This is a genomic window from Flavihumibacter petaseus NBRC 106054 (genome assembly GCF_000974785.1).
Classification (GTDB): domain Bacteria; phylum Bacteroidota; class Bacteroidia; order Chitinophagales; family Chitinophagaceae; genus Flavihumibacter; species Flavihumibacter petaseus.
Genome location: NZ_BBWV01000004.1, coordinates 418756 through 443754, shown reverse-complemented (window position 1 = coordinate 443754; position 24999 = coordinate 418756). Strand labels below are relative to the sequence as shown.

Here is a 24999-nt window from a genome sequence, read left to right as displayed (position 1 = left end):
ATGGGGTTGGGAATCATCGGTAGTGGAAGCTGGGCTACGGCACTGGCTAAAATTGTTACGGACAATGGTCATGGTATCCATTGGTGGGTGAGGAGTGACAACATACTGCAGCACCTTTCGCAACGAAAACACAATCCGCAGTACCTGTCTTCCGCCAGTTTTGATACTTCGCGGATCACACTGTCCACTGACCTGCAAAGTGTGATTGCTGCCAGTGATATGCTGGTCATTGCAGTCCCTTCTGCCTATCTCGAAGAGACATTTGCCGGCATACCTGCCGATGCTTTTACGGGCAAGTCAGTCGTTTCTGCTGTTAAAGGAATGCTTCCTGAGCAGAATATCCTGCTGAATGAATGGCTGCTTTCCCGGTACAAAGTGTCCCTGTCAGATTACTTCACCGTCATGGGACCCTGCCATGCCGAAGAAGTAGCCAACGAAAAATTGTCTTACCTCACCTTTTCGGGGCTGGATGCCGAGCGGACGGCGCGTCTGGCAGCGTGTTTTAAAACTTACTATATCAATACCATCGTAAACAGCGATGTGATAGGAGTGCAATATGCGGCTGTGCTGAAGAATATCTATGCGCTGGGTGCGGGCATTGCGCATGGCCTGGAATACGGTGACAATTTCCAGAGTGTGCTTATCGCCAATTGTGCAGATGAAATGGCGGGTTTTCTTCAGAAAGTAGGCATTCAGCATGTGGAAGTCGGCGTGCATGCGGACGTTCATCCGGTAACCCATCAGAAAGCCGCCAATTATGCCGCTTCTGTATACCTGGGTGACCTGCTGGTAACCTGTTATTCACTGTTCAGCCGCAACCGGACATTCGGCAACATGATTGGAAAAGGATACTCCGTGATGTCGGCACAACTGGAAATGAATATGGTGGCTGAAGGATACAATGCCAGTCGCTGTATCAATGCGATCAACCAGGAGGTTAAGGCGGAGATGCCAATAGCAGAAACCATTTTCCGGATACTCTGGCAGCACCTTTCACCGGCAAAAGGTTTCCGTTACATTGAAGAAACCCTGATTTAACAACAGTTTTGTGGCTGAATAAGTGCCGGAATCGTATCTTGTAACCACGACGATCATTTATGCCTCTTAGTCTTTCCATATACGGCGTTGCCAGCCTGATCGGCCTGGTTATCGTTTATTGCGTTAACTGGATCATTCAGCACAGTTCTTCTGAGCGGAAACAGTAATTGTTGGCCCCCCATCACTTAGAATTCCTGGCGCAAGAAAGACTAACGTCCAAACTATCAAACAGTCAAACTTTTATTTCCTATTGCCGGAAAAGCGCTGCCGCTATGCCATCTGCATATAATCTTCCTTCCCTTGTCAGAACCAGCCTGTCTTTCAATAACTCCATCTGTCCGCGTTCTATAAAAGTCGCTGCGTCTTTTGTCAGTTCATCTGACCAGGAATGATTGAACCGTGACCGGATAACCTCCAGCGAACAGCCTTCCAGCTGGCGGAGAGAAGTCATCAGGTATTCGTTAAAGTGATTTTCAGTGGTCAGCAGCTCGGATTCAGTAACCGGTTTTCCGGATTCCATACCTGTTACGTACAATGCATTATTGGCTATGTTCCACCAGCGTTCTTTACCGTTGAAGGAATGCGCGCCCGGGCCAATGCCGAGATAGGGAGCACCGCTCCAATATGCGCTGTTGTGCCGGCTTCGATGCCCCGGAACTGCAAAATTTGAGATCTCATAATGCTCCCAGCCCGCTTCAGTCATCCGGTCGGACAATAGCAGGAATTGCTCAGCCTGTTGCTCCGGGTCCGGCGCCACGGCCTGGTGACGGCGAATCATGCTATCCAGTGCTGTTTTGGATTCCACTGTCAGGGCATAGGCGGAAAGGTGGGTGATTCCCAGCTGCAGGGCAGTCTCTATGTTTTGCCTCCAGGCATCATGGGAAAGCCCGGGAGTGCCATAAATCAGGTCGATATTGAAGTGCTCAAAACCAGCGTCACGCGCCTTGCTGACTGCGGAAAGCGCCTCGGAGGCCGTATGCGCGCGGTTCATCCAGTGCAGATCCTCCTCCCGGAAGGATTGAACGCCGATGCTGAGCCGGTTAATCCCGGCATTTTTCCAGAATTGCAAAGATTCGGGATTGATGTCATCAGGGTTAGCTTCAAGGGTGATCTCCGGGGATGGGGACAGCCGGTAGTTTTTTGCAATGGCCGCCTGCAAGCGCTGCAGTTCTTCTTCACTTAGCAAAGAGGGCGTTCCGCCGCCATAATAAATTGTTTCAAATTGTTGTAAGTCCCAGTTTCTGGCAGCCTGGCTCAGTTCGGTCAATAAAGCGTTTACTACTACGTTCTTGTTTTGCAATCGGGTAGAAAAATGGAAATTGCAGTAATGACAAGCTTTTCTGCAGAAGGGAATATGAAGGTAGAGTCCGGCCACCCTGCAAAAATACGCCACGCTGCGATATGGCTTTCACTGGTCATTTTCCTGCTATCCGGAAAAGTGGTTTTTGCTCAGTACCCCCTGCAGGTCAAGCTGGTAGATGGGGATAGTACAAGCCTGGCCTCACTGCAGCTGAAAACAGCGTTTCCCAACCGCCAGGCATGCGCCCAGTATGTGAACGATCTTCCTGGTTACCTTTCCCAAAAAGGCCTCGTTAATGCCTCCGTTGACTCCGTTCAACTGGATTCTGCTTCCGGCAGTATTTTACTTTATCTCGGCACTTCATTATACTGGGGCGATTTTAAACTGGAAGGGATGACGCGCCAGGAGTGGCTGCAAACCGGTCTTTCTCTCCCGCGGCCAGGAAAAGACCCCTTCCACGCCAGGCAGTTACAGCAAATTCAAAACCAACTACTTACATGGTTGTCTGATAACGGATATCCGTTTGCCCAGGTGCAGTTTGATAGTGTGGAATGGAAAGACGGAAAACTGGGTGGCCAGCTGGTGGTTGACCGGGGAATGTACTATACGGTGGATAGTATCAGGGTGGAAGGGACTGCCCGGATTTCAGACCGCTTCCTTCATCGTTACCTGGATATTCCCCAGGGCAGCAAGTACAGCTTTAAAGCATTTCAAAATATATCGCCACGGTTACGGGAGCTGACCTTTCTCCGCGAAGTAAAGCCATGGGATATCCGGTTCGGCGGAAACGGTGCGATTGTGGATCTCTATCTCGAACCACAGAAAAGCAGCCAGATCAATGTGCTGGTGGGCCTGCTTCCCGGGACCGACCCCCTGACAGGAAAGTCGAAATTCCAACTGACGGGAGAGGCTGTGCTGAATCTGAAGAATGCCCTGGGTGCGGGCGAAACCATTGGCGTCAACTGGCAACAACTGCAGCCCAAATCTCCCCGGCTGAACTTGTTGTACCAGCAACCATACCTTTTCGGATCAGCTTTTGGAATTTCTACCCAGTTCGATCTTTTTAAAAAGGATAGCAGTTTTCTTAACCTGAACGGTATTATCGGTCTTCAGTACGCGGTCTCAGCCAGGCAGACGGGGAAAGTGTTTTTGCAGCTGTTCAGGACCAATCTGCTCACGGTAGACACTTCAGAAATCAAAATAACCCACCAGCTTCCGGCGGACATGGACATGAGTATTTTTAACCTCGGTGTGGATTATGAACTGATCACTACCAACTACCGTCGGAACCCCCGTAAAGGATGGGAATTTTATGGGTTTGTTACAGCAGGCACACGAACCATCCGGCGCAATAACCTGATTGTTGACATCAAGGATCCCGCATTCGACTATGCAAGCTTGTATGATACGGTGAAACTAAACGGTTATCAATTCCGGCTCAGAGGCAATGTATCCCGGTTTTTCCCGTTTGGAAGGCAATCCACTGCCCTGGTGAAATTAGCGGGCGGCTGGGTGCAAAGTCCGTCGCTTTACCGCAACGAATTATTCCAGATCGGAGGCTATAAATTATTGAGAGGATTCAATGAAGAAAGCATTTATGCATCCGGGTATGTTGTCAATACACTCGAGTATCGTTATCTCGTCAATATGAATTCTTATTTCTTTGTGTTCAGTGACCTTGGCTTTATCGCCAATAAAAGTTCAATGGGAGACATTAAAAGTCGCTATTGGGGGCTTGGAGTGGGGATGGCATTTGAGACGACAGCGGGTTTTTTCAACCTTTCCCTGGCGGCAGGAAAAACAGATTCGAACAGCTTTGATCTGAAACAAACCAAGATCCACCTTGGCTACGTGAATTATTTCTAAATTGCAGCGACTCATGAACCGATTCATTCTCCTGATCTGCTGCTTTCTTCTTACTCCTGCCGTACACCAGGCGCAGCAGTCGTTGGGGAAAAAATCATCAGCAGATTCGGTAAAGCAGCAGCCATCCGCGGCAGGGCAATCGCGTGATACAGCAAAAGCGGCTCTGCCTTTGACGAACACCTGGATTCCCATTGTTTACGACAGTCTTCCTTATACCAAAGCGATCAGGAGCAATCCCTGGTTTAATTTCAACGGCAAGCCAGTGCTTCGTACTGTGGAAATACATCAGGCGTCGAAAAAGGAAGGCATCTTCTACACCCTTGCGGCACTTTTCCTGCTTCTGGCGTTGGTGCGTGCCAGTTTCGCCAGGTATTTCCAGAACCTTTTTGCAGTTTTTTTCCGGGCATCCATGAAACAAAAGCAGATCAGGGAGCAACTGTTGCAGACACCGCTGGCTTCCCTGCTGTTGAATTTATTGTTTGTCGCAACTGCCGGACTGTATGCCGCATTTATCCTTCACCACCGTATGGAGACCCGGTCCGGACAATTTAATTTCTGGTTACTCTATGGCTATAGCGTTGCAGCCGTTGCAGCTTTATATGTGGGAAAATTCTTTTTGTTAAAAATGCTGGGTTGGACACTGCGGATGGAACAAACAACGGATACCTACATATTCATTGTTTTTTTATGTAATAAAGTACTGGCTATCTTTTTATTACCTTTGCTTTTAGTCGCAGCGTTCGCCTCACCGGGCTTGGTCACTATAGCGATGACAATTTCTTATGTACTGGTGATTGGAGTCTTTCTTTACCGATATATTAGTTCTTACGGTTATATTAATAGGGAAGTCAGGACGAGTCGTTTCCACTTTTTTTTGTACCTTTGTGCCTTCGAAGTAGCACCCTTACTGTTGATTTATAAGGTGTTATTGAAATTCGTGTAGAAGTTAATTAACTTTAAGAAATTTTAGCTCAGACAAATGCTAAAGAACGAGGCTAAGAAGGGTTCAGTAGCCCCTTCTATCAAAAAGATCCTGATTACCCAGCCGAGGCCTGAAAGCGACAAGTCACCATACTTTGAGCTTGGCAAAAAGTATGGCCTGGCACTCGATTTTCACCCATTCATCCGCCTGGAGGGAATTCCTGCAAAGGATTTCCGTAAGCAGAAAATTGATATCAGCCTTTACACAGCAGTGATCTTCACCAGCCGGAATGCGATTGATCATTTTTTCCGGATCTGTGAAGAGATGAAGGTGAGTGTATCCCAGGACACTAAATATTTCTGCGTTACCGAAGCAGTTGCGCTCTATCTCCAGAAATTCATTCTCTACCGTAAACGCAAAGTGTTCTATGGTGCCGACGGTACCAACAAGAGCATGTTTGATGTTATCAACAAGCACAAGGAAAACGAACGTTTTCTTTATCCGTGTTCGGAAAATCAGCAGGATAATGATATCGTGAACTGGCTAAAGTCGCACAAGTGTGAATTTGCCACACCATTCATGTACCGCACTATTTCCAATGATGTAAAGACGATACTGGGCGAACATGAATATGATATTATCTGTTTTTTTACGCCCAGCGGTGTAAAGAGTCTGATGGAAAACTATCCTGGCTACAAGCAGAACGGAACACGGATCGGGGCATTTGGCTCCAATACTTCCAGGGCGGTTGAAGAAGCAGGCCTTCGGTTGGATATCAAGGCCCCGCAACCACAAACACCTTCTATGGTAGCAGCGCTTGAGCAATTCCTCGCAGCCGAACTGAAGAAGTGACAGCACTTTCCCATATTCTGCAGCACCAGGTAATTGCGATCGTCCGCGGACTTGCATATGAAGACTTTCTGCCTGTTGCCAAAGCACTATCAGCAGGCGGTGTCAGGATCATGGAAATTACGCTGAATACCCCAAGGGCCCTCGAGGGCATCAGTATGCTCAGTGATCATTTTGATCCGGATACTTTGCTTGTAGGTGCAGGGACGGTGCTTGACGCAGTAGATGTAACCACTGCAGTTCAGGCCGGAGCGAAATTTATCATCTCCCCCCACACTGATCTCTCCATCATTCAAAAATCAAGGGAACTGGGTGCAGTGAGCATTCCCGGTGCATTCACGCCCACTGAAGTGGTGGCAGCATACCGAAATGGCGGTGAGATCATCAAATTATTTCCGGCAGCAGGCGGACTGGCATACCTGAAAGATATCAGGGCGCCATTAGACAAAATCCCGCTGATGCCAACCGGCGGCATTGACGCTTCCAATATAAGGCAATACAGTGACGCAGGGGCAGTGGCATTCGGAATCGGATCTTCCCTGCTTGGAAAAGGCCCCCTGGATCTGCAAAGGGTAACCGAAAATGCCGCGAACCTGCTACGACACCTACGTCCTGAACATGACAACAAAAATACTCTGCTGTGATTGGGGCAATACGAATTTCAGGTTGTACCTGGCAGACAGGACGGACCAGGCCATCCTGGCGACCTACACTTCCAACACCGGCATCAGGTTAATACATCAGCCATCCCCGGTTAATTCAGCACCATACGGACTTATGCCCGAGGTATACAGGAATCACCTGCTGCATGCCATAAAATCACTTGAAACTGAAGTTGGATTTTCTTTGACCGGCTTACCCCTGGTCGTTTCCGGCATGGCTTCGTCACCTATTGGAATACAGGAGCTTGCTTATACCGCTTTGCCATTCTCCCTCGAGCATCCCCATCTCGTGACTTTGCGGTATCCAGAGAGTGATGCGTTCAGGCATACTGTGCTACTGGTGTCGGGGCTCACTACGGGAAGCGATATCATGCGTGGAGAGGAAACAAAGATCATTGGGGCCGCAACATTATCAGCAGGGAGGGAGTTATTCATCCTTCCTGGCACGCATTCCAAACATGCAGTTGCTGAAGGTTCCGTGCTTACCGGTTTCCAGACTTTCCTGACGGGAGAATTCTTTTCGCTGTTGCAGTCACACGGCATTCTTGCTGCGAGTATTGATGCGGACACTGATTTGCTTGATCATCTCGACAGTTTTAAAGAAGCCGTCCTGCGCGTTCAGGAGTATTCCTTATTGTCGCTCGCATTTGAGATTCGTGCAAATGATGTGCTTAAGCGCAAAAATAAAAAGGACAATTACTGGTGGTTAAGTGGTTTACTGATCGGTGAGGAACTGAAGGCTATCAGGAATGACCAGTTTGACCGGATCACCCTGGTGGGGGGGAGTATTATGGAACCACTGTACAGGGCTGCCATGGAATTCATCGGGATGGCCGCACCTGATCCGGTAAGTGCTGAGTACGCACTCATCCGCGGTCAGATCAGGATCTTCAACGGAACCTAAAATCCCTTTGTAGTAGTGCGTACGCGCAGCAGCAACATGTTTGCAGTGATGAACAGGCTGGAACCGTCATCACCCCAGGCACAATTTGCTGTGGGCTGTCCGGTCTCGATCCTTCCCAATAATTTTCCATCCGGGGAAATAACGATAATGCCACCCGGCCCGGAGCTGAATACGTTGCCCTTCAAATCGGTTTTCAACCCATCCGGCGCTCCTTTAAGACCCGCCTTCAGCAATGGCGTAGCATCATAGAATAATTTTGCTTTGCCCACACTGCCGTCGGGTTGAACCGGATAAGCCATGATAAAGGGCTTTTCATCATGCGATTGTGCCAGGTAAAGTGTCTTTCCATCCGGAGACATGGCAACACCGTTTGGTGCTAAATACTCATCAATAAGATAAACCTTGCCTTCCGTAGAGAGGCGGTACAATCCCATTGGCTGATGTGCTGTACCCGGGGGCATTCCATAAGCAGGATCCGTGAAGTAATAGTCTCCGTTTTTCCCCTGTACGATATCATTGGGGCTATTGAGTCTTTTTCCCTGGTAATTGTCTGCCAATGTCCTTTTGCCACCGCCGGACAATGGCATCGCAGCAATACGGCGGTCGCCATGTTCACAGGTGACCAGTTCGCCGGCCTGGTTGATCAGCAGGCCGTTGCTGCCGGGCTCGGAACTGTACGGCAGCCTGCCTGTATATCCGGAGGGCATGAGGAATTCACTCAGACCTGATCCGCCTCTCCACTGAAAGATCGTATTCCGCTTCACATCAGAGAACAACAGGTAACCACTGTCCTTTACCCAAACGGGGCCTTCTGACCACTGAAACCCGGTGGAGAGAATTTCAACCTTTGCAGTAGCGGGAACCAGTTTCTCAAAGGCCGGATCCACAGTTACAATTTTGCCGGTGAATTGCTGACCAAAGGCGAGTGCGGGCAGGAGCAAGATTGCTGTAATTAACTTCATTGTTCAGAAATTTAAGATTGTTGCCCGATAAAACAAAAATGTTGGCTTTTCCTGTGGCAGAGAGGTTTCTTTCATTGGGTCGGCTGGCTGCCGACCAACAGCCGACCAACAGCCGACCTGCACCGATCCTACAGCGAAAGGGTGGGTTTGCATAGGGACGGATGTTGTTTTGCTGGGGGTCGGCTGTAGGTTTACCCTGAAATTGGACTGTTTTCCGGCAAATGCACCCGCGCAACGGAAATACAACCAAAGGTTGTCACCCAACAAATCAAGATTGTTGTCATTTTCATGTACCGGCAATCTTCCCTAACCAACCAGAATCCGTCCCTCGTATAACTTCAATTTCTGTTCACCTTTATGCTTTTTCTATTTTAGCAGTTGAATGCTGAAAAGTTATGAATCATCTTTCGGGCGAAAACAGCCCCTACCTGCTGCAGCACGTACACAATCCGGTGGACTGGTATCCCTGGAGTGAAGAAGCGCTTGCGCTTGCCCGTGACCAGCAAAAACCAATACTGGTAAGCATCGGATATGCAGCCTGCCACTGGTGTCATGTAATGGAAAGGGAAAGTTTTGAGGATCGCGAAGTGGCTGTGCTCATGAATAAATCCTTTGTGAACATCAAGATAGACCGGGAAGAAAGGCCGGACCTGGATCACATTTATATGGATGCAGTGCAGTCCATGACAGGATCCGGAGGCTGGCCGCTGAATGTTTTTCTGACACCGGAAGGAAAGCCTTTTTATGGGGGTACTTATTTCCCACCCCGTGCCGCATTTAACCGACCGAGCTGGACGGATGTTTTGAATGGCGTCAGTGAAGCCTGGGAGAATCGCCGGGAAGAAATCGGGCACCAGGCGGAAAACCTGACCCGGCACCTGGAACAGTCGAGTTTGTTTGGTCAGACGAACCAGGAAGAGGGGATGTTTACCACGGCTTCGGTCCATGACATGTCGGCTGCGCTGATGCAGACGGCAGACAGAACCGATGGTGGTTTCGGAAGGGCGCCAAAGTTTCCGCAGACACAGAGCATCGCGTTTTTGCTACAATACGATTATTTCCATCCGACTCCTGCTGTTCGCGACCATGCATTTCTTAGTCTTGACAAAATGATCAGGGGCGGCATTTATGATCAGCTGGGCGGTGGATTGGCGAGGTATGCAACGGACAATGAGTGGCTGATTCCGCATTTTGAAAAAATGTTATATGATCAGGCCTTATTCATTGGGGTGCTTGCGGATGCCAGCCAGGTAAGTCACCACAGTTTATACCGGGAAACCATTGACCACACTATGGAATTTGTAACCCGGGAGCTATTGTCACCTGAGGGAGGGTTTTATGCTGCACTGGATGCAGATTCGGAGGGGGAAGAAGGGAAATATTATGTGTGGGAACTGGGGGAACTGGAGGAAGTGCTGGGAGCTGACGCAGCACTGGCAGCTGACTGGTTTGGCGTAACCAGTGAGGGTAACTGGGAAGGGATCAACATTCTGACCCGGAAACAGGATAAGGATGATTTTGCCCGTAAACACGGCATGGAGACAGCAAAATGGGAACATAAGTTATTGACAATCAGTAGTCGCCTGATGGAACGGCGGTCACACAGGATCAGGCCGTCACTGGATGACAAGCAGATTCTGTCCTGGAATGCACTGATGAATACGGCCTGTTCCAAAGCTTTTGCTGCGACGGGTAACGAGGCTTACCGGGAACTTGCCACCAGGAATATGAACTGGATGCTTCAGGTATTTCAGGACCCGGAAAGGGGATTACGGCATACCTACAAGGGCGGAATCGTTAAGTTTCCCGGATTCCTGGATGACTTTGCATACTTGGTACAGGCTTTGATTTACCTGCAGGAAATTACGGGGAATCAGGCGTATCTGGAAAAGGCAGGACAACTTACAGAATGGGTATTTCAACATTTTGGGGATGAAACAAATAATCTCTTTTTCTATACTTCAGCGGGGCAAAAAGACGTTGTAGTAAGGAAGAGAGAGATTTATGATGCGGCAGTTCCCTCGGGAAATGCGGTCATGCAGTGGAATCTGCGTTACCTGGGAAAAATTCTGGACAGGCAGGAATGGATCAGCCATGCCAGCCGGATGGTGGCCAGTCTGGGTAAGGCAGTAACCCGTTATCCCGGTTCTTTTGGAACCTGGGCTTCGGGGTGGCTGTTGGAGGTAGAAGGGTGTGCAGAAATTGTTGCAGTGGGACCTGCGGTGGATGCTTTGCGGATTGAAATATTAGCTAATTTTATTCCGAATCATATCTTCCAGTCGGCCACCCATGAAAATTTAGCTTACCCGCTTTTGCGAAACAAGCCTTCCGCTACCAGTTTGATCTATGTTTGCCAGAACTATTCCTGTCTTCAGCCAGTGGAGACGGTGACAGCCATGTTGCGTCAGTTATAGTAAGGCAGTCATAATTTTAGGGGGAAACGCAATAATTCCCGCTAAACAACCGTTAAAATTGTACGTGGATCACAAGTGATTGATAGAATAGGCATTAAATTATAAACTTGGAAGTCGATGTTGACAAAATATTATATTTGCCCACTACCCTTTAATATTATGAAAATGAAAAACCTGTCCACACTACTCACATTGGCGGCTTTGTCCACGCTGGTGGTGAGTTGCGGCAAGTTGGGGAAGAGCTCCAAAGGAAACGGAGTTCCCCAAGACGGTCAGTTGCACGGTGTGTCTGCCGGCAACAAATACTCCATGCCCAAGCCACCCGGAATGGTCTACGTACCGCCTGGAACCTTCCACATGGGTCCCAGCGATGAAGACATCAACTTTGCCTTTACAGCAAGGAATAAGCAGGTGTCTATCAATGGATTCTGGATGGATGCAACTGAAATCACCAACAACGAATACCGCCAGTTTGTTTACTGGGTACGTGATTCTACAGCAGCAAAGCTGATGGGTTTTGTGAAGAATGCTGATGGAGTTGATTATGTGGACTGGAATAAGGCGAATACTATTAAATGGGGCGATAAAGCTACTGTTGAGAAAATCGACCAGCTGATCCTCTCTCCTGAGAACCGGATTTTCGGCAAGAAAGAGATCGATGCCTCCAAGCTTATCTATCATTCCGAGATTTTCGATAATAAAGATGCTGCCAGAAGGGAAAATGCGGGTAAACCCCGTTCCCAGTTCATCGTAAAGAAAGATGTACGTATCTATCCGGATACCCTGGTATGGATCCGTGACTTCGCCTACTCTTACAATGAGCCCATGACGAAGCGTTATTTCTCTCACCCTGCGTTTGGCAACTACCCTGTTGTAGGTGTAAACTGGAACCAGGCTACTGCCTTCTGCGAGTGGAGAACACATTATCTGAATGCTTTCCTGGCCAGCAAGAAGCGCGCTCAGGAATCCGATTTCCGCCTGCCAACTGAAGCAGAGTGGGAATATGCAGCCCGCGGCGGCCGTTCACAATCAATGTTCCCCTGGGGTAACTATTACCTCCGTAATAAGAAAGGATGTCTCCTGGCCAACTTCAAACCCGGCCGTGGTAACTATCCCGAAGATGGCGGATTCTACACTGTTCGTGCCGATGCTTACTGGCCTAACGATTTCGGTCTGTATAACATGGCAGGTAACGTTGCAGAATGGACTTCTTCACTCTACTACGAAGGCGGTTACAACTTTCAGCATGACATGAACCCCGACATCCGTTACAACGCGAAGGATTCAGATCCTCCCCGGATGAAGCGTAAAGTATTGCGCGGCGGCAGCTGGAAAGATGTTGGCTACTTCCTGCAGACAGGTACACGCTCTTATGAGTACCAGGATACTGCCAAATCTTACATCGGCTTCCGTACAGTGATCGATCTTCCTCCCATGCAGGGCAAAGGCAAAAAATAAGCTTATAGCAAATTTCTAAAGGACAAACTCTTATTTAATTAATTGATTGAAATAATCAAAACGGTATACTATTATCTAAACCCTTTAACAAAAGCAATCTAAACTTTAAAACTATGGCTGGTACATCTAAATCTACTGAAAGACTGGTAAACGTTGTAGTGTGCGTTGGCGCCGCGGTGGTAATCTTCGGAGCCTGGGCTAAAATCCTGCACAAATCGTTTGCCGATATCATGTTGACCGTTGGTCTGTTGACCGAAGCGGCGATCTTCCTGATCTATGCATTGCTCCCGCCTCCCGGCCAGGAAATGGCTGCCCTGGCAGAAGCACTTCCGAAAATGGCTGGCGGTACCAGTGGTAACCCCGCCCTGCAGAGCCTGGACAAAATGATGCAGGAAGCTGATATCACTCCGACCAACCTGAAAAAACTCAGCGAAGGTTTCAACAAACTCGGTACTACTGTAAATCAAATGAAAGACGTTTCTGACGTTGTAGCAGCTACCAACGAGTACGCTTCTAAAACGAAAGAAGCTGCCGGTGCACTCGGTCAGATGAAAGACGCATATACCAAGAGCGCTGCGACCATGCAGTCTTTCAATGATGCATCTGAGTCTACCAAGCAATTCCATTCTCAGGTTCAGACCCTGACCAAAAACCTGGGTTCACTGAACACTATCTATGAGCTGGAACTGCAGGATACGAATAACCATCTGAAAGCAATGAACAACTTCTACAGCAACCTCGCCCAGGCTTCACAGGCCATGCAGGGAAGTGTTGAAGATGCTAACAAAACCAAGGAGCAAATCACTTTGCTGGCCAAGAACCTCGGCAACCTTAACCAGGTTTATGGCAACATGTTGAGTGCAATGCAGGGTCGCGCTTAATCCCGCACCTTTTACCAGCCAACCTTGACGAACATTGAATAACAGATTGACAACATTTAAATCCCAGATCCATGGCCTTACCTAAAGAGCCCAGGCAGAAGATGATCAACATGATGTATTTGGTGCTTACCGCGCTACTTGCATTGAACGTGTCATCTGAAATCCTGAACGCTTTCAAAACCGTAAACAATAGCATCACTACCGCCAATGCGGTAGTTGATAAGAAAAACGCTTCAATCTTTGAAGCTTTCAAAGAAGCGCTGAGTGATCCCAAGACCGCTGAAAATGCCAACAAGTGGTTTCCAAAAGCCCAGGAAGCACAGAAGCTGTCTGATGATCTCTCTAACTATATTAACGACCTGAAAACCCGCCTGAAGAAAGAAGCTAAAGGCGAAAACATCGGTACACCGGAAGAAAAATTCAGCGAAGACAATCTCGACGCTGCTACCCGGATGCTGGTGGAAGGTAAAGATGGTGTTGAGCTGGAAAACAGGCTGAAGGCTTTCAAAACAAACCTTCTGAATGTGATCCCGGAAGACCAAAGGGCTGCGATTGAAAAATCACTGCCGCTTGATCTTTCCATCCCCAAGTCTCAGACTGGTTCTACTACCAGCAAAGAATGGAAGTCTGCTTATTTCCACATGACTCCAACCATTGCTGCCCTGACCATCCTGAGCAAATTCCAGAATGATGTGAAGAATTCTGAAGCGATCGTGGTAGATCATTTCTACCAGCAGATCGGTAAAGTGAAGTTCAAGCTCGATAAATTCGAGGCCTTCGCTTCCCAGAACTCACAATACCTGATGCCTGGCCAGGAACTGGTGATCACTTCCGGAATCGGTGCGTTCTCAACTGAAGCGCTTCCTTCCGTAACCGTGAATGGTGCAAAAGTAACTACCAACCCCGACGGTTCTGCCATCTATAAGACAACTGTAAATGGCGCCGGCGAGCACACTGTAAAAGTTGTGGTAGCTTACAAAGACCCGAACACCGGTGAAGATAAAACCACTACCAAAGACGTAACCTACACTGTAGGTGTTCCTTCCGGAGCCTCTGTTTTCCTGGAGAAAATGAACGTGGTGTATATGGCAGTGGATAACCCGGTAATGGTGTCTGCAGGTTCTGCAGGTAAAGAGAAAATGAATGTTTCCTTTACCAACGGTACCATTAGCCCTGCTGGCGGCGACCGTTATATCATCAAGCCTTCTAAAATGGGCCCCGGTGAACTGAAAGTAACCGTTGACGGCAAAACAACCTCCTTCCCGCTGCGTTGTAAAAACCTGCCTGACCCGACTGCAACTGTAGGAAACAGCCGTGGAGGTTCAATGGGAGCTGCACAATTCAAAGCGATGGGTGGTGTATTGGCTAAACTACTTGATTCTGAATTTGAAGCAAAATATGATGTACTGAGTTATGTAGTTGGTGCAAATGGTGGCGCGTTCCAGGTTTACCGTCAGGCTCCGAATGATGGTGCCCGTTGGACAGGAAGTGCAGCACAGATCATTAGCATGGCTACACCCGGTTCAAGCATCTTCTTCGATCAGATCCGTGTAAAAGGTCCTGATGGCAAAGTGCGCGAACTGCCCGGTATCTTCTTTAACCTGAAATAAGCATTGATAAAACTGGCATAAAATGAAAAACCGTATCATCCAACTCTGTCTTGTGGTCGCCGCTATGGGGCTGTTTGTCAGCACTGCCGATGCGCAGGCGAAGAAAAGCCGGACAGCCAAAAAAAGGACGACGGCCAAGAAGACAAGTACGAATAAAAGCAAAAGTGGCAATGCTGCTGCGTTAACACAGGCCCCGGCTGTTCAGGACACTGTTCCGCTGGTAGCGCCAGAACCAACTTTCGACCTCGGTCCGGTACGTAAATCGCTTCGTAACGACAATGCGATCGAACGCAACCTGGTGAAAGAAAGGATTCCGTTGACGTATGAACATATCCGTGAGGACGATGCGGTTTACCGCCAGCGTCTGTGGAGGGAGATCGACATCCACGAAAAGATGAACCTTCCCTTCATGTACAAGGCAGACGATGATAATGGTAACCAGCGTTTCATCAACATCCTGCTGAATTCATTGAAGTCCGGCGAACTGACTGCCTTTAACCCGATCGACGACCGTTTTACCACTCCCATCACCATTGGTGAGATTGCAAAACAACTCGTGGGTGAACCCCAGACCATTCAGATCCCTGACTGGATACAAGACCCGGATGGTTCCAAAGGCATCATGAAGGACAGTATTATCGTGAACGAGTTCAACCCTGAGAATATTGAAAAATACTGGATCAAGGAAGAAGTTGTTTTCGATAAGGAGTCTTCCCGTCTGCACGTGCGCATCCTCGGTATTGCTCCCCTGAAAACCATCAAGAATGCTGATGGAAGCTTAAGGGACGTGACGCCACTGTTCTGGGTTTATTATCCCGACATGCGCCCCCTGCTGGCTCGTTATGAAGCTTATAATGGCAAAAACTTCGGTGCCCGTATGAGCTGGGAAGAGCTGTTCGAAAGCAGAATGTTCTCCAGCCGGATCATCAAGTCTACGATTGATAACCCCAGTGATGCATTTATCATGACCTACATCAAGGATCCGATCCTGCGTCTCCTGGAAGGTGAAAATATCAAGGACAAAATTTTCAACTACGAACAGGACCTCTGGTCTTACTAAGCCAGCCTGTTTCAACATAAAAACCCCGCCGACCGGCGGGGTTTTTCATTATAAATCAATCTGATAAAGCAGTTTCCGCAACGTTAACGAATAGCCGAAAATACCCGGATAGGGGTATTGCAGGATCAATAAATCATCGTATCTTTACATCGGTTTTTCATAGGATATTGGATTTTAAAAACGGGGCTGGATGTCTATCCTGGCCCCTTTTTTATTCCCCGGTATCCTCCGGTTGAAAATGTCTGAACACCAATTCCGCTTTCTTGCTTCCTACAACGGCAGTCAATTCTTCCCTATTTCTTTCCCGTACATTTTTCACACTGCGGAAAGTCTTCAGTAACAGGTCGGCTGTGGCCTTGCCAATGCCGGCGATCTGTTCCAGTTCGTTTTTGAAAGTTCCCCTGCTGCGTTGGTTCCGGTGAAATGTGATACCGAAACGGTGCACTTCGTCCCGCACCTGGCGGATCAGTTTTAACGAAGCGCTGTTATAGGGCAGTTTAACGGAAGCGGTATCTCCGGTAAAGAAAATTTCTTCTTCATTTTTGGCTAGTCCCACCAGAGTCATTTTGCCTGTGAGACCCAGTTCCCGTATGCTTTCCATTGCGGCACCAAGCTGCCCTTTTCCGCCGTCTATAATGACCAGCTGGGGCAATGCAGCGCCTTCCTCCCTTAGCCGCCTGTAGCGCCGGAAAACAACTTCTTTCATGGTGGCAAAGTCGTTAATGCCGGTTACGGTCTTCACATTATAATGCCGGTAGTCTTTCTTGCTGGAAACGCCATCCCTGAATACCACCATGGCGGAAACCGGGAATGCCCCCTGGAAGTTGGAGTTGTCAAAGCATTCAATATGTACAGGCAGTTCCTGAAGGTGAAGGTCTTCCTGTAATTGTTGCAATACTGCTGATTTTTCTTCTGCTGAGCGACCCTCAAGGTTGAGGGTCTTTTTCCGCCGGATTTCCTCCTTGAAGTAATTCACATTCTTCTGGGATAACTCGAGTAGTTTCCGCTTGTCGCCCCCTTTGGGTACAGTCACCTGGATGCCTTCGGGTAGCTCCGGCAACTCAAATGGAACAACTACTTCGTCAGCCTGGCTGTTAAAAGTTTCCCGGATCTGCCCGACGGCAAAGGACAATACTTCGTCAGGCTCCTCATCCAGGTGGGTTTCCAGCTGAATGGTGTGGGTTTGCACGATCGTGCCGTGCTGTACCATCAGGTAATTGACGTAGGCAATATCTCCGTCTTTAAGAATGGAAAAAACGTCAAGGTGGGTGAGGTGGCTGCTGACGATTACAGAGCGGCTCCTGTACTGTTCCAGGTGCTCAATTTTTTTCCTGATCAGCTCCGCCTTTTCAAACTGCATGGCCTGCGCTTTCTCCTGCATTTCCTGACGGAACTGGCTGATGACGGGCTGCAGGTTACCTTTCATCAGGTTCTTCAGTTGCATCAGGTCCTGGTGATAATCTTCTGCTGTTTGCAATCCCTCACACGGGCCTTTGCAATTGCCGAGATGATACTCCAGGCAGACTTTGAATTTTCCCTTGCGGATATTGGCTTCCGTCAGGTTCAGCTTGCAGGTGCGGAGGGCGATGTTCTGCCGGATAAAATCAAGGAGTTCACGCACTTTCCCTACCGAGGTAAATGGTCCCAGGTACTCTGATCCGTCGTTAATCCTGCGACGGGTCAGAAAAACCCTTGGGAAGGGTTCTTTTTTGATTACCAGGTACGGATAGGTCTTGTCATCCTTCAGGTTGATATTGTAAAAAGGCTGATATTGTTTGATCAGGGCGTTTTCCAGCAGAAAGGCATCCTGTTCAGAATCCACCAGGGTAAACTCGATACGGTGGATCCGCTGAACCAGTTCATGTGTTTTGTAACTGGTGAAAGTTTTGTTGAAATAGGAGCTTACCCGTTTGCGCAGGCTTTTGGCCTTCCCGACATAAAGCAGCCGGTCGCCGGCATCGAAGTATTTATAGATGCCCGGTGATAATGGAATTGTGTGCGCGATTTGCTGAAAATTCTCAGGCGTCATAGTCGTTATTCAACAGGATCCCAAACCACCTTCCACTGGGTGACTGTTGCTTCACCCTGTCCGATCTGGCGGCTACGAAGTATCTGATAATAATGATTGGCCTTCCAGAAAAGTTTATCCTGAATCAGGGTATCGCCGGATTGATACAGCTTTTCCAGGTAAATAGTATTGACTTTGTCCAGTCCGGCAGGATCAGGCTTCAGGATCACATCAGCTCTTTTGAGGGGCAATGTGCTATCTGACGTAAGGTAAGTGAATGTGACATTGGGAATGGACTGATCGGCAAAGCTGGACTCCTTATAACTGGATTTAAGCGGCTCGCGGGTAATATCTTCGGCAAGAAAACCAGCCCGGGCCAGGCTGTCACAGGTGGCAAACGGGATGGCTGATGTATCCTTCCGGTCTTTGTCCTGGTAATAAAGGGTGGTTGGTAATTTCAGGGAGTCGATTGATTTCAGCTCTTCCCTGATATAGGCAGTTATCGGCACGAATTCAACGTCGGGAGCCGGTTGGGAGGATTTGCCCTGGCCGCAGGCGTAAAGGATCACGGAAAATGATGCACTGATGGTCAACAGCCAGGTGCGATTCGAAATGCTTTTAAACATTCCCAAATGTACTGAAGCGTGCTAATTAACGGATGGTTTTGCTGATGCCTACTTTTACGCCGTATTCCATCAGGTTCTCTTTGATGGGATATTCTTTTTTGTAGGTAGAGAGCAGGTTATACCGGAACTGTGGCCCCAATTGCCAGCGCAGGTCTCCTGATTGGTAGGAGAAGAATGCTTCGATACTGGTAGCGACATTCCAGCGACGGATCAGGGATGGTTCTTTAACATAGTTGGTGAAATCGCTGCTCAGCAGGTATTGGTTGGCATTCAGCAGGTAACTGGGTTGCAGGCTGCCTGCCAGGTTAACCTGGAATTTGCTGTAACCGAAAAGTTTGAGTTCGGCACCGATCGGCAGGGCGATCTGCAAATACTGGTTTTGCAGTCTTTCGGGATGGATACCGGAGAAATTACGCATGTTGGAAGTAGCGACGAGCGTATCGTTCTGGTAGCCATATGCGGTATTCAGTGTTAATGTGGCTTTTTCCGGTGTGTGGGCAAAAGCTTCAATGGTATACCGGGTCAGATTAAGCTGGAGGCCGGTCTTGAGTACAAGGGAACGGCTTGCTTCATATCGGAAAGCGCCCCCGAATTCAAAGCCGATTGCTGGCTGATGGTCTACAAATTCGTTTACATTCAGCCGCTGTACCAATACGGGTGAGTTACCGAAATTGCTTTTCTGGTTACCATCATACAATTTCCGGTAGCCAATCGCCGGCGCGAAAGACATCATCACCGACCAGCGCTTGCGGCGGGTTGGTGACAGCTTGACAATACTGCTGGTTTCCAGTTGCTGATCAGGCTCTTCGAGTGCCGTGGCGGGGGGATCCACGTGAGCTGTCAAAGCAGGCCTTGGTGCCTGTTGCAGTTGCTGGAAAGATCCAATCGCCTTGGAGGTATAAAATGGTTCCTGGCCATTTGTTTTAGCTGCAGCTATAGCAGCTTTACGATCGACATCTGCTGGTAACTCAGGATAAAGTACGGGCATTGCATCAGCCAGGCTGGAGAAGTAAGTCTTGGCCATAGCGAGGGGAGCAAGTTTGACGGGTGCATCGATCCTGAGCGGTGGCATGAGAGATTTTGCCCTTAATTTGGCAATAATATCGTCAACGGTCACCGCAGGTTTAGCCGGGGCAGCCGGATAGCCTTTTCCTGTATGTTGCGGGGAATCGTTAAATGAATATTTGGGAGCATCCGGACTTGTTTGCGTCAACCAGAATAGGCTGCCGGCAACCAGTAAAAGCATCACGCCAAGAGCGACTCTCCTCCGTCCGGAATGAAATTGACGATAAATATTCGTCCACACTCCGTCTGAAGGGTACATTCTATGTTGATCGGCGTGGTCTTTTAAAAACTGTTCAAATTCGTCCTCAAAATAATGTTGCTCCATCTTCTTGCGGTTCGGGATATATAAATCCTATATCCAGGCCCATTCCTAAGAGCACTGTTAGCGGCCAAACGCTGCTAACAATGGCAATTTCTCCTGGGGTTTTTGCATGATTTTTCGTTTAACCAGGATTTCCTCCAGCATCTGCCGGGCTCGGGTATATTGAGACCTGCTCGTGCTTTCTTCTATATCCAGCACGGCAGCAATTTCCTTGTGCGAATAGCCTTCAATGGCATAAAGGTTCAGCACCGTCCGGTACCCAATAGGCAGCAGCCGGATACATTCCACAATCTGCTTGGCCTGAACAATTGACGGAATCGTCTCCTCGCGTGTTTGCAGCCCCGACGCATGAATAATGTCTACACTCTCATTAAATTTCTTGTTGCGCTTGAGATGGTTAATGCAGGTGTGGACCATTATCCGGCGTACCCAGCCTTCAAATGCGCCCTGTGAACGGAATGTGTGGATTTGTGAAAAAACCTTGATAAAGCCCTCCTGTAACATGTCTTCGGCATCCTCGCGGTTGTGCGCGAACCGATAGCAAACGGAAAGCATGCGTGAACTGTACCGTTGGTACAGTGCTTTCTGAGCGATCGGATCATTTTGAAGACATCCCTGGAGCAGCGCTTCTTCTGTCATACAGAACTTTATGCATTTGTAATTTAAGATTTTTTTACATCCAAATCTAAATTGACTTTCCGCATGCTGAAGAAACGACAGATTGCCTGTAACGAAGTACGAAAGGAGGGTTTCAAGGGAAGTTTTCCTGGAGGTTAGTGGTAAATGGTTTTGTTTGTTGTTGCTGCTCCTGATGTGCTTTAACCTTTGTTCGCCCATGCGAGCACGGGGATTTATGACTGAAGTAAAGGACCCTAAGGTGACCCTAAGGTGACCCTAAGCAGACCCTAAGCATTCTCTGGCCCGGGATAAAACATACCTGTTTTATGGTAATCTGGCAAAAAGTAATCCAAACGCAACGATAGTTTGTAAGTGATTGATGGTCATATGAATAGTAGCCAACGAGGAATATCAGGAAAATAGCGCCTGCGACAATTTCACACAGTAAAGCGAACTACTAAACCGTTAAACTACTAAACCCTTAAACTAATTTACTTCTTCGCCTTCAGGCTGTCTGCCGGATATTTCGCTGACATTTCTGCACGGGCTTTCTCAGACCAGGTAATCAGCTGGCGTTTCTGTTCGGGACTGAGTTTCGATCCTCTGTGGATCAGTGTATAGGACGACAGGGGCATTTCATCTTCTTCGATCATTTCCTCTACTTCTTCCAGTTTGTGGAACTGGCGACGAAGGCTGTATCCGCCAAAGGCATCGAAATTAAGTTCTTTCTTTCCTTCGTAAACATGGTGATCGAGCCACCATCCGAAAGGCTGCACGGCAGAATACCAGGGGTAATTGGTGCGATTGCTGTGGCAATCATAACAACTGGTCTTGAGGGTCTGATCTATGTCAGCCGGCACAGCAAGAAAGTTGTTGATGTTGGATGCCTGGGCACTTGCATCATTATTGTCCCTGGCTGGACGCAGGAACTGAATGATGACAAATAAGGCAAGAGCGGCGGTCAGGATTTTGCGCATCATAATCAAATCAGGATTTTTCCGGTCATTTCAGCTGGAATAGGTAATCCCATAAATGTGAGAATGGTAGGGGCGATATCGCCAAGTTTTCCGGGGTGCAGTACACCTTTCCATTCGTTGTCAATAACGAAAAGCGGAACGGGGTTCAGCGTGTGGGCGGTATTAGGACTTCCATCCTCATTGATCATGTAATCTGCGTTGCCATGGTCTGCGGTCAGAAAGATGGTATAACCATGGGCAAGTGCTGCCGTTACCACCCTTTCCACGCATTTGTCTACGGTTTCTGCAGCCTTGATCGCTGCGGAGAAAACGCCGGTATGGCCCACCATGTCGGTATTGGCATAGTTCAGACAGATAAAATCTGCCGATTCCTTTTCGATCTCAGGAACCAGTGCATCGGTGAGGTCATAAGCACTCATTTCCGGCTGCAGGTCATAGGTTGCCACCTTGGGAGAAGGTTTCAGGATCCGGGTTTCGCCTTCAAAAGGCACCTCGCGCCCGCCACTGAAAAAGAAAGTCACGTGGGGGTATTTCTCGGTTTCGGCGATCCTGATCTGTTTTTTTCCCTGGGCAGCCAATACTTCACCAAGTGTGTTGTTGAGGTTGTCGTTTTCAAATATGACTGAAACTCCCCTGAAGGTCTTGTCATATTCTGTCATGGTTGTATAGTCCAGTTGCAGGTGCTTCATACCGAAATCAGGAAAATCCTGCTGGCTCAGCACTTCAGTAATTTCACGGCAGCGGTCGGTACGGAAATTGAAACAGAGCACAACATCACCATTCTGGATAGTAGCGACCGGGTTCCCGTTTGCCTGGGTGATAACTGTTGGCAGGATGAATTCGTCTGTAATGTTCTTGTCGTACGAATCCTTAATGGCAGACAGTGCATTGTCAGATTTTTCACCAATGCCTTTCACCAGGGCATCGTAGGCAAGTTTTACCCTTTCCCAGCGCTTGTCGCGATCCATCGCGTAATAACGGCCACTAACAGTCGCTATTTTACCCGTTGTCTGATCAAGGTGTGCTTCAAGAGATGTAAGAAAGGCGAGGCCGCTCTTCGGATCTGTGTCACGGCCATCGGTAAACGCATGAATAAATACATTGGAAAGCCCTTCCTGCCTGCACACACTGGTGATTGCCTTCAGGTGGGTGGTATGGGAATGGACCCCGCCATCGGAAACAAGGCCAAGCAGGTGCAGTGCTTTGCCGGATTGTTTGGCAAGGCGGATAGCCCTGAGCAAAACCGGATTCTGTTGAAATTCTCCGTCCCGAATGGCTACATTGATCCGCTGGAGTTCCTGGTAAACGATCCTGCCGGCGCCAAGATTAAGGTGGCCCACTTCACTATTGCCCATCTGGCCTTCCGGCAGACCGACCGCTTCCCCACAGGTTATCAATGTGGTATGTGGGTATTTTTGATAGAGACTGCTTACAAAGGGAACATTCGAATGCTGAATGGCGTCACTGGCGGCTACCTTGCCCAGTCCCCATCCGTCCATGATGATCAGGATTGCTTTTTTCATTTTTCCGTTGCTTCTTAATCTGCCGGTATGGTATTTCCGGAGCGTAAATCTAGGCTAAAATCCGGGAGGGCGGGGCGTGTGTAAGGGAAAAATTGCGACTTGGCACACTTTTGGGTAGCAATTGGTTACCTACCCGATTCCGAATTCCCCTGAAAACGCCTGAAAAACCGATAAACATCGACGTATGAAAGCATTAATAACAATTATCCTATTGAGCGTGGGGGTGATGCTGACGGGGTTTGCCAACAAAGAAGCTGCTGAAATGGATTCAGTGGTAGTTGCGTTAAAATCGGGAAATGCCAACCAGCTTTCCCGCTACTTTGACAACCGTATCGATATCGCCCTTCCCGAAAAAAGCGATAACTACAGCCGCAGCCAGGCTGAAATGATTCTGAAAGACTTCTTCAGCAATAACGGAGGCGTAAAGAATTTTGAATTGAAGCACCGGGGTGAGAACAATGGCGCAAATTTCGTGATCGGTCTGTTAATGACCAACAATGGCCGTTACCGCACCACTTTGTTCATGAAGCAGAAAGGAGAAAAACAATTACTTCAGGAAATGCGATTCCAGCAGGAATAAGACAACAACATTTCCCCGTGAATCTGAGAACCTGGCAGCAGTGCCGGGTTTTTTATTTCCTAGATTTGTTCCATGATGGATTTTGACCAGCAACTTAACCAACTGATCGCAAATGGTCTGGCAGAAGACATAGGCGATGGTGATCATTCCACGTTAAGCGTAATTCCTCCGGGAGAGAAAGGGACAGCCGTTCTGAAAATAAAGGAGGCCGGTATCCTGGCTGGTGTTGAAGCCGCCGGGCGCATCTTCCGTTACCTGGAACCTGCCTGCAAATTCGAACGGCACAAACAGGACGGTGAAGCAATGGTTCCGGGCGAAACTGCTTTTATCGTTTCAGCAGATGTACACACCATCCTCCAGGCAGAACGCCTTGTTTTGAACTGCATGCAACGCATGAGCGGGATCGCTACCCTCACGCACCAGTATGCGCAGGTTCTGAATGGCCATCACACCAGGATCCTGGACACCCGGAAAACAACACCGAATTTCCGGCTGCTGGAGAAATGGGCGGTCGCTATCGGTGGCGGCGTTAACCACCGTTTTGCCCTCTACGATATGATCATGCTGAAAGACAATCATATTGATTATTGCGGGGGTATTACAAAAGCCGTTGAAAAAGCATGGCACTATGTGCAGACGAAAAAGCCGGGGATGAAAATTGAAGTGGAGACACGCACTTTGGAAGACGTCAAAGAACTGGTGGCAATTGGTAAAGGAAAAGTCTTTCGCATCATGCTCGATAATTTTACCATTCCTCAAATAGAAACGGCGCTTCCATTGATCGGCCGCGACTTTGAAACAGAAGCCAGCGGCGGCATTAACCTGCAGAACCTGCTTGACTATGCAAATACAGGTGTTGACTATGTAAGTGTAGGCGCCCTGATTCACCAGGCGAGAAGTCTGGACCTCAGCCTGAAAGCAGTGAAAGCATAATGCTTCAGTTAGAAAACAGCTTGAAAAAGTGACTTATGAAAAAGAAACCCGGCGATAAACATGGATTTGTCTATTCTACAGATCCCGATTTCAGGTATGAACCGGATGCACAGGAGGAGGCGGAAACCCTGCCTCCGGCAAAACAAAATCTCCGCGTGATGCTGGATAAAAAACAGCGTGCAGGGAAGGCGGTTACCCTGATCACCAATTTTACAGGTACAGGTGCCGACCTTGAAGCATTGGGTAAAGCTGTTAAACAATTTTGCGGAACCGGCGGTGCAGTAAAGGATGGTGAGATCATCATTCAGGGTGACCAGCGGGACAAGGTACTGCTCTGGTTGCAGAAAAAAGGATATACCCAGGCGAAAAAAGCAGGGTAAGCCTGTACAAACAAAAGTGCCCCTGCGAGGCAGGGGCAGCT

The 24999-nt window shown here is 48.5% G+C and carries 22 protein-coding genes; 14 read left to right on the top strand and 8 right to left on the bottom strand.

The genetic code is table 11. The features are described from left to right. A complete protein-coding gene (locus FPE01S_RS21320; protein WP_046371101.1) occupies positions 1-1038 on the top strand; it encodes an NAD(P)H-dependent glycerol-3-phosphate dehydrogenase in 1038 nt (345 codons plus the stop codon). Positions 1039-1285: 247 nt separating this feature from the next. Here the strand turns inward: FPE01S_RS21320 and hemW are convergent, their stop codons facing one another. Further along, entirely contained in the window at positions 1286-2413 is a 1128-nt protein-coding gene (gene hemW, locus FPE01S_RS21315) for a radical SAM family heme chaperone HemW (protein WP_072054029.1), read from the bottom strand. On the opposite strand from hemW, the gene FPE01S_RS21310 reads away from it, so the two are divergent. Genes FPE01S_RS21310 through FPE01S_RS21290 form a run of 5 tightly spaced genes read left to right on the top strand, consistent with a single transcriptional unit; the run spans position 2366 to position 7541 of the window. Further along, complete coding sequence (locus tag FPE01S_RS21310; protein WP_157474121.1) at positions 2366-4204, top strand: ShlB/FhaC/HecB family hemolysin secretion/activation protein; 1839 nt, start codon at positions 2366-2368, stop codon at positions 4202-4204. The two genes, hemW and FPE01S_RS21310, sit on opposite strands and share 48 nt — an antisense overlap. Positions 4205-4217: 13 nt before the next feature. After that, positions 4218-5147 carry a DUF4271 domain-containing protein gene (locus FPE01S_RS21305; protein ID WP_046371098.1) on the top strand — a complete coding sequence of 310 codons (930 nt, stop codon included), beginning with the start codon at positions 4218-4220 and terminating at the stop codon, positions 5145-5147. 36 nt (positions 5148-5183) lie between these two features. Then, positions 5184-5978 (top strand): uroporphyrinogen-III synthase, encoded by a 795-nt coding sequence (locus FPE01S_RS21300; RefSeq protein WP_046371097.1) that lies wholly within the window; start codon positions 5184-5186, stop codon positions 5976-5978. After that, positions 5975-6619, top strand: a complete 645-nt coding sequence (locus tag FPE01S_RS21295; RefSeq protein WP_046371096.1) for a bifunctional 4-hydroxy-2-oxoglutarate aldolase/2-dehydro-3-deoxy-phosphogluconate aldolase — start codon at positions 5975-5977, stop codon at positions 6617-6619. Before FPE01S_RS21300 ends, FPE01S_RS21295 begins: the two co-directional genes overlap by 4 nt. Then, entirely contained in the window at positions 6594-7541 is a 948-nt protein-coding gene (locus tag FPE01S_RS21290) for a 2-dehydro-3-deoxygalactonokinase (protein WP_046371095.1), read from the top strand. The genes FPE01S_RS21295 and FPE01S_RS21290 overlap by 26 nt, the downstream gene beginning before the upstream one ends. Here the strand turns inward: FPE01S_RS21290 and FPE01S_RS21285 are convergent. Beyond that, the gene (locus tag FPE01S_RS21285) at positions 7538-8503 is read right to left on the bottom strand and encodes an SMP-30/gluconolactonase/LRE family protein (RefSeq protein WP_046371094.1); all 966 of its coding nucleotides are present in this window, start codon (positions 8501-8503) and stop codon (positions 7538-7540) included. The two genes, FPE01S_RS21290 and FPE01S_RS21285, sit on opposite strands and share 4 nt — an antisense overlap. A 395-nt stretch (positions 8504-8898) precedes the next feature. Here FPE01S_RS21285 and FPE01S_RS21280 point away from each other — a divergent pair, with 395 nt between their 5' ends. The 5 genes from FPE01S_RS21280 to porN all read left to right on the top strand — a co-directional run bounded on the left by FPE01S_RS21280 (position 8899) and on the right by porN (position 15926). Continuing rightward, positions 8899-10917 (top strand): thioredoxin domain-containing protein, encoded by a 2019-nt coding sequence (locus FPE01S_RS21280; protein ID WP_046371093.1) that lies wholly within the window; start codon positions 8899-8901, stop codon positions 10915-10917. 165 nt (positions 10918-11082) lie between these two features. After that, on the top strand, positions 11083-12375 hold the full coding sequence (gene porK, locus FPE01S_RS21275) for a T9SS ring complex lipoprotein PorK/GldK (protein WP_046371291.1): 1293 nt from the start codon (positions 11083-11085) through the stop codon (positions 12373-12375). 113 nt (positions 12376-12488) lie between these two features. Then, positions 12489-13256 carry a type IX secretion system motor protein PorL/GldL gene (porL, locus tag FPE01S_RS21270; RefSeq protein WP_046371092.1) on the top strand — a complete coding sequence of 256 codons (768 nt, stop codon included), beginning with the start codon at positions 12489-12491 and terminating at the stop codon, positions 13254-13256. A gap of 71 nt (positions 13257-13327) precedes the next feature. Next, a complete protein-coding gene (porM, locus tag FPE01S_RS21265) occupies positions 13328-14866 on the top strand; it encodes a type IX secretion system motor protein PorM/GldM (RefSeq protein WP_046371091.1) in 1539 nt (512 codons plus the stop codon). A gap of 22 nt (positions 14867-14888) precedes the next feature. After that, positions 14889-15926, top strand: a complete 1038-nt coding sequence (porN, locus tag FPE01S_RS21260; protein ID WP_046371090.1) for a type IX secretion system ring subunit PorN/GldN — start codon at positions 14889-14891, stop codon at positions 15924-15926. Between the two features lie 211 nt (positions 15927-16137). Here porN and uvrC read toward each other — a convergent pair whose 3' ends face one another. The 6 genes from uvrC to gpmI form a co-directional block, all read right to left on the bottom strand. Further along, complete coding sequence (uvrC, locus tag FPE01S_RS21255; protein ID WP_046371089.1) at positions 16138-17955, bottom strand: excinuclease ABC subunit UvrC; 1818 nt, start codon at positions 17953-17955, stop codon at positions 16138-16140. A gap of 5 nt (positions 17956-17960) precedes the next feature. Beyond that, the gene (locus tag FPE01S_RS21250; RefSeq protein ID WP_046371088.1) at positions 17961-18560 is read right to left on the bottom strand and encodes a hypothetical protein; all 600 of its coding nucleotides are present in this window, start codon (positions 18558-18560) and stop codon (positions 17961-17963) included. A 25-nt stretch (positions 18561-18585) separates the two neighbouring features. Continuing rightward, on the bottom strand, positions 18586-19950 hold the full coding sequence (locus tag FPE01S_RS21245) for a porin family protein (protein WP_157474120.1): 1365 nt from the start codon (positions 19948-19950) through the stop codon (positions 18586-18588). A 57-nt stretch (positions 19951-20007) separates the two neighbouring features. Beyond that, positions 20008-20586 (bottom strand): RNA polymerase sigma factor, encoded by a 579-nt coding sequence (locus tag FPE01S_RS21240; RefSeq protein WP_046371086.1) that lies wholly within the window; start codon positions 20584-20586, stop codon positions 20008-20010. Between the two features lie 470 nt (positions 20587-21056). Beyond that, positions 21057-21545: a heme-binding domain-containing protein gene (locus FPE01S_RS21235; protein WP_046371085.1), complete on the bottom strand. Its 489-nt coding sequence runs from the start codon at positions 21543-21545 to the stop codon at positions 21057-21059. Positions 21546-21547: 2 nt separating this feature from the next. Beyond that, positions 21548-23065, bottom strand: a complete 1518-nt coding sequence (gpmI, locus tag FPE01S_RS21230; RefSeq protein ID WP_046371084.1) for a 2,3-bisphosphoglycerate-independent phosphoglycerate mutase — start codon at positions 23063-23065, stop codon at positions 21548-21550. Between the two features lie 184 nt (positions 23066-23249). On the opposite strand from gpmI, the gene FPE01S_RS21225 reads away from it, so the two are divergent. The 3 genes from FPE01S_RS21225 to FPE01S_RS21215 all read left to right on the top strand — a co-directional run bounded on the left by FPE01S_RS21225 (position 23250) and on the right by FPE01S_RS21215 (position 24958). Then, entirely contained in the window at positions 23250-23645 is a 396-nt protein-coding gene (locus tag FPE01S_RS21225; protein WP_083990378.1) for a DUF4783 domain-containing protein, read from the top strand. 72 nt (positions 23646-23717) lie between these two features. Continuing rightward, positions 23718-24578, top strand: coding sequence for a carboxylating nicotinate-nucleotide diphosphorylase (nadC, locus tag FPE01S_RS21220; protein ID WP_046371082.1), 861 nt, complete (start codon positions 23718-23720; stop codon positions 24576-24578). Between the two features lie 35 nt (positions 24579-24613). After that, positions 24614-24958, top strand: coding sequence for a translation initiation factor (locus FPE01S_RS21215; protein ID WP_046371081.1), 345 nt, complete (start codon positions 24614-24616; stop codon positions 24956-24958). Positions 24959-24999: the final 41 nt, after the last annotated feature.